The sequence below is a fragment of the Chitinophaga sp. genome (genome assembly GCF_035564935.1).
Taxonomy (GTDB): domain Bacteria; phylum Bacteroidota; class Bacteroidia; order Chitinophagales; family Chitinophagaceae; genus Chitinophaga.
The window spans coordinates 1-5,271 of the sequence record NZ_DATMTE010000217.1 but is presented as its reverse complement, the minus strand read 5'-3'; the positions used below and the strand labels follow the sequence as shown (position 1 = coordinate 5,271).

The 5,271-nt window shown below is 46.3% G+C and carries 6 protein-coding genes; all 6 read left to right on the top strand.

Annotated features, from left to right (window positions below; translation table 11 throughout):
* Positions 1-15 precede the first annotated feature (15 nt).
* Complete coding sequence (locus VN105_RS05695; protein WP_414647229.1) at positions 16-816, top strand: purine-nucleoside phosphorylase; 801 nt, start codon at positions 16-18, stop codon at positions 814-816.
* Positions 817-889: 73 nt separating this feature from the next.
* A complete protein-coding gene (locus VN105_RS05690; protein ID WP_325638801.1) occupies positions 890-2,809 on the top strand; it encodes a putative porin in 1,920 nt (639 codons plus the stop codon).
* 81 nt (positions 2,810-2,890) lie between these two features.
* Complete coding sequence (locus VN105_RS05685) at positions 2,891-3,280, top strand: HYC_CC_PP family protein (RefSeq protein ID WP_325638799.1); 390 nt, start codon at positions 2,891-2,893, stop codon at positions 3,278-3,280.
* Between the two features lie 96 nt (positions 3,281-3,376).
* Positions 3,377-3,922 (top strand): heavy-metal-associated domain-containing protein, encoded by a 546-nt coding sequence (locus VN105_RS05680; RefSeq protein ID WP_325638797.1) that lies wholly within the window; start codon positions 3,377-3,379, stop codon positions 3,920-3,922.
* A 14-nt stretch (positions 3,923-3,936) separates the two neighbouring features.
* Positions 3,937-4,800 (top strand): hypothetical protein, encoded by an 864-nt coding sequence (locus tag VN105_RS05675; protein WP_325638795.1) that lies wholly within the window; start codon positions 3,937-3,939, stop codon positions 4,798-4,800.
* Positions 4,801-4,803: 3 nt separating this feature from the next.
* On the top strand, positions 4,804-5,271 hold a 468-nt coding region (locus tag VN105_RS05670), incomplete at its 3' end, for an AraC family transcriptional regulator (RefSeq protein WP_325638793.1).

Sequence of the window (5,271 nt, the reverse complement as noted above, 5' to 3'; positions counted from 1 at the left end):
GAACTAACAGCAAAGATCACAGCAGCGGGGGAATATATCAGCAAATACTGGCAGCATAAGCCCGTGGCAGGGATCATACTGGGCAGCGGCCTGGGCAACCTGACAGCGGAAATTGAGGATAGCATCGAAATTCCATACAGCAGCATACCCCATTTCCCCGAATCAACGGTGGAAGGACATTCAGGTAAACTGATCCTGGGGCATATGCAGGGAAAGCCGGTAGTAGCGATGGCAGGGCGTTTTCACTTTTATGAAGGATTTTCTATGCAACAGGTAACTTTTCCTGTCCGCGTGATGAAAGCCCTCGGTATCCATACCTTGTTTATTTCAAATGCCGCCGGGGGAATGAATCCATCCTTCCGGGTAGGCGATCTGATGATCATCAGGGATCATATCAACCTGCAGCCGGAACACCCGCTGCGCGGCAAAAACGAGGACACACTTGGTCCCCGTTTCCCGGATATGAGTGAACCCTACGCCAAAACACTGATCGATGCAGCGAATAAAATTGCTGCAGCCAACAATATATCTTTACACAGCGGCGTATATGTAGGGGTTCAGGGGCCTACCTTTGAAACCCGGGCAGAGTACAAATACATGCACATTATCGGTGGCGACGCCGTAGGAATGAGCACCGTACCTGAAGTAATTGTAGCGGCACATGCCGGTTTGAAAGTATTTGCCATGAGTGTGATCACCGATATTGGTATCCGTGAAGAAGAAAATGTGATTACCCATGAAGAAGTACTGGCAGCTGCGAAAGCGGCAGAACCTAAGCTTACGCTGATATTTAGTGAATTAATCCGGCAACTATAAACGCTTTTGTTACTTTCGGATGAGGCAAATTTTCATTTCCATAGCCCTGCTCTTCTTGTGCGGGAATCAATTAATGGCCCAGTTTAACTCCGGCCGCTTCGGTAACATGGGCGGCGGTGGCGGCGGTACCAGCAAAATGCAGCGGGATACCTCAAAACATGAGCATGAACCGGACACGCTAACGCTCACCTACCGCATCCTCGGCGAACCCACCGATTATAAGCTGGACTCGTCTGTAGCTGATTTTCAGACCAACTACCTGCGGGTACCCTCTTCGTATACCACCCTCGGTAATACCGGTAGCGCTGCATATAACATGATTTTTACGCCCCGCATGAAACCCGGCTTTGATGCAGGCTTTCACGCTTACGACGTATATTCCAATTCTCATAAGGATGCACGCTTTTACTATACTACACGCCCCTACACAGAGCTGCAGTACCTGGTAGGCAGCAAACAGGAACAGGTGATCGGGCTTTCCCATACCCAAAACCGGACGGAACGCTTCAATTTTGCCTTCGACTACCGCAAAATAAATGCACCGGGATACTATCGTTCCCAAAACACGAATCATGACATCTACCGCTTTACCGCCCGGTACCAGAGCAAAAATAAACGCGCCAATACCTACCTGAGCTTTTATTATAATAAGATCAACGGCGGTGAGAACGGCGGGATCCAGAGCGATACGTTCATGACCAACAGCACCTTTAAGCAACGGAAAACCATCCCGGTAAATCTCGGTAACAGCGCGTCTACAACGTATGCCTTTTTTGGAGGTACCATTCCCGTGAAATCCAATTACCGGGAAACAGGATTTCTGATCCAGCAGCAGTACGACTGGGGCCGGGGCGATAGTATTCATGTGAACGATACCACCGATTACTATAAGTACGACCCGATATTCCGTGTGCAGTATACATTCAATTACCAGAACAATAACTACGAGTTCCTCGACTCCAGCCCGGATACCGCTTTCTACTCCAGCCACTATAACTTTTTACCCGGTGATACAGTAGCGTCCAAACACCAGTGGAAAATGATTTCCAACGATATTTCGCTGATCCAGTTCCCGGTTCTCGGCAACCTGGGGCACTTTATTAATATAGGTGCGAGGTTTGAAAGTCTTACCGGTACCTTCCTGGATGCAGATATCAATTTCAGCAACCTGGCAGTACATGGCGAATACCGTAATAAAACCCGTAACCAGAAATGGGACTTTTCTGCAAGAGGTGAGTTTTATGTAGTAGGACAAAATATCGGTGATTATGGATTTTATGGGATGTTAAAAAGGCATATCAACGATTTCCTGGGAGATGTGCGCCTGTCGGTGAGCAACGTAAATAAGGAACCATCTTACGTTTTCAAGTATTTCGCCAGCACCAATGATGCCTGGTACAATACCAGCCTGTCCAAGGAAAATATTACCCAGCTGCAGTTTGCCACCGAAAATAAAAAACTGGATTATACCCTGGCAGCCAATTATTTCCTGTTTACCAATTACACTTATTTCAGGGATTTTTATCACAGTGATCAGTATAACTCTTTGTTTAACCTGTTACAGATCACCTTCAGCAAGAAGTTCAGCATAAAACCGTTTTCCTGGTACCTGGACTTAGCTTTCCAGCAGCTGCATGGCAACGGGCCGCTGAATGTGCCCACTTTCTGGACACGTAACCGGTTTGCCTTTGAGAAAAGATTATATACAAACCTGAACCTCATGACGGGTATCGAACTGCGCTATAACACCGGCTATTACGCAGATGACTATTCCCCGCTCACCGGGCAGTTTATTTACCAGAATAGCGCGAAGATCAGCAACCCGCTTCCTGATATTGCCGCATTTGCCAACTTCCGTATCAAGTCCTTCTCCGCCTATGTACGTGCGGAAAACCTGAATACTTTTATTGGCAACAACAACTATGCAGGACCGCTGTACCCGTATAACAATTTTGCTTTCAGGCTGGGGCTCAGATGGTGGTTTATTAACTAACTGTTACATATAACTATATGATGACCGGTATGGTGGCAACGCCATACCGGTCATTTTTTTTACGTATCTTTGTAATTCATCATGAAGCAATTTTTTGCCATATTATTTGCCACACTGTATATCACGCTCACCAGCGGGTTTGCTGTAAACGTGCATTACTGCATGGGCAAGCTGGCTTCTGTAGACTTGCAGGAAGGTCCGGCTGACCACTGCGGTAAATGCGGAAAACCGGCAAAGGGCATGGATTGCTGTAAAGATGAATTTAAGTTCTGTAAGGTAACTGAAACGCACCAGGCAGCAAAAGCGCTGCAAACCGATTTAGATCCTGTTACAGACATGCAGCTGCCGGTAAGGATTTTGCCTGCTTCCGTTTTACCGGTGCAGGAAATGTTTATTGCCGGCCATACCCACCACCCGCCAGACATCCCGTCTGCCCCCATTTTCCTCCGGAATTGCACTTTTCTGATCTGATACGGTTTTAATGTAATGTTATTGGCCGCTGTCATACAGCTTCCATATTGCTTTAACTGTAATTATTGTTTTTACTCAATTTTATTTCATCAGATCATGAAAATAGTATCCATTATATTGCTCGCGCTGGGCTTATCTTTCGGCGCAAATGCACAATTTAAGAAAGCCAGTGTGCACGCTACAGGTCTTACCTGCGCCATGTGTTCAAAAGCTACCTACGAGGCATTGGAATCGCTGCCTTTTGTTGATAAAATAGATACCGACCTTGATAATACCACCTTTGTGCTGATCTTCAAAACCGGGGTGCCGGTAAGTATCGATGCCATTAAAGATAAAGTGGAAGATGCCGGTTTTTCTGTAGGTAAGCTGGTAATGACCGCCAGCTTTGACGGGGTAAGCGTACAGAATGACGCGCATGTGCCCTTTGCCGGCAGCACCCTGCATTTTATGGATGTGAAGAACCAGGTATTGTCGGGCGATAAAGACCTCACGGTGATCGACAAGGACTTTGTTTCTGCCAAACAATTTAAAAAATTCAGTACCGAAACCACTATGGCCTGTTATAAAACAGGGATGATGGGCGACTGCTGCAAATCTGACGGAGCCGCTGCCTCCAAAAGAATTTATCACGTCACCATTTAACACCTGGCCGGTATATGAAAAGATTTTTAATAACAGCTCTGGTCATCATGGCTGGCTATAGTATAGCGGCTGCCCAGGAATTGTACGTGAATACAGAGCCGGCGAGCAACATGCCCGCCAACTCACTGGGCATCAGGCTTACCAATAAGGTTTTTGACATGAAGCATTCCGGCGACAACGGGATGCGTTTTGAGCCGGAAGTGATGTGGGGAGTAAATAAAAGGCTTATGGTACATGTGTTTGGATACGCCTCCAACATGATGCAGCCATCTGTGGAGCTGGAGGGCGGCGGCGTATACGCCAAATACCGTTTCCTGTCGCTGGATCAGCAGCATGCACATTTCCGTATGGCTGCTTATGTACGGGGAACCGTGATCAATAACCCGTATTACCCGGTAATGCCGGATGGCGCTCATGCTATGCGTCCGTATAACAATAAGGAGCTGGACCTGGAAGGCGCTACTTCGGGGGTAAACGGCGGGATCATTGCCACCCAATTGTTACATAAACTGGCATTATCCACAACGTTGGGTTATTCCCGTTACATGAACAATGTGAAGGACAATATCCCGGACGAATTTTCCAGAAATGCAGTAAATTATAGCTTGTCGGCCGGGTACCTGGTGTTACCGGTTAAGTATAAAAGCTTTCAGCAAACCAATTTAAACCTGTACGTGGAACTATTGGGTAAAACCAATACAGACGCAGCAGGCAAAGGCTCCTACCTGGATATTGCCCCGGCAGTGCAGTTTATTTTTAACAGCACTACAAGACTGGACCTGTCTTACCGCACCCAGCTGACCGGAAGCATGGAGAGAAATTCTTCCAACTCTTTTCTGATCAGGGTGGAGCATAACATTTTTAATATCAAAAAGTAACCAATGGCTACAACAGATCTGTTTATAAAGAATATGGTTTGTCCGCGCTGCATCAAAGTGGTTACTAATGCCATTGCCGCGCAGCAATTGAATGTTAAAGAGATACAACTGGGTAAGGTAATTATAGACGGAACCGTTTCTGAGCAGCAGTTACAGCAGCTATCGGAAGCGCTTCAGCAGGAAGGATTTTTGTTGATAGATGATAAAAAACAACAGCTGGTTGCCGGCATAAAAAGTATCATTGTACAGGCTGTGCATCATTCAGAGCTGGATGAAATGAAGGTGAATTTTTCCACCTTACTGGCAGGGAAATTGCAAAAAGACTATCATTATCTCAGTAATCTTTTTTCTGAAACAGAAGGCACTACCATTGAACAGTACATTATTCAGCAGAAAATAGAGCGGGTGAAAGAGCTCCTGGTATATAATGAATTAAGCTTAAGTGAAATCAGTTACAAGCTGGGATACAGC

Excerpts from the sequence above, each read along its gene's own strand:
- VN105_RS05690 (WP_325638801.1), top strand. The coding sequence starts at position 890 with ATGGCCCAGTTTAACTCCGGCCGCTTCGGTAACATGGGCGGCGGTGGC.
- VN105_RS05675 (WP_325638795.1), top strand. The coding sequence starts at position 3,937 with ATGAAAAGATTTTTAATAACAGCTCTGGTCATCATGGCTGGCTATAGT.
- VN105_RS05680 (WP_325638797.1), top strand. The coding sequence starts at position 3,377 with ATGAAAATAGTATCCATTATATTGCTCGCGCTGGGCTTATCTTTCGGC.
- VN105_RS05685 (WP_325638799.1), top strand. The coding sequence starts at position 2,891 with ATGAAGCAATTTTTTGCCATATTATTTGCCACACTGTATATCACGCTC.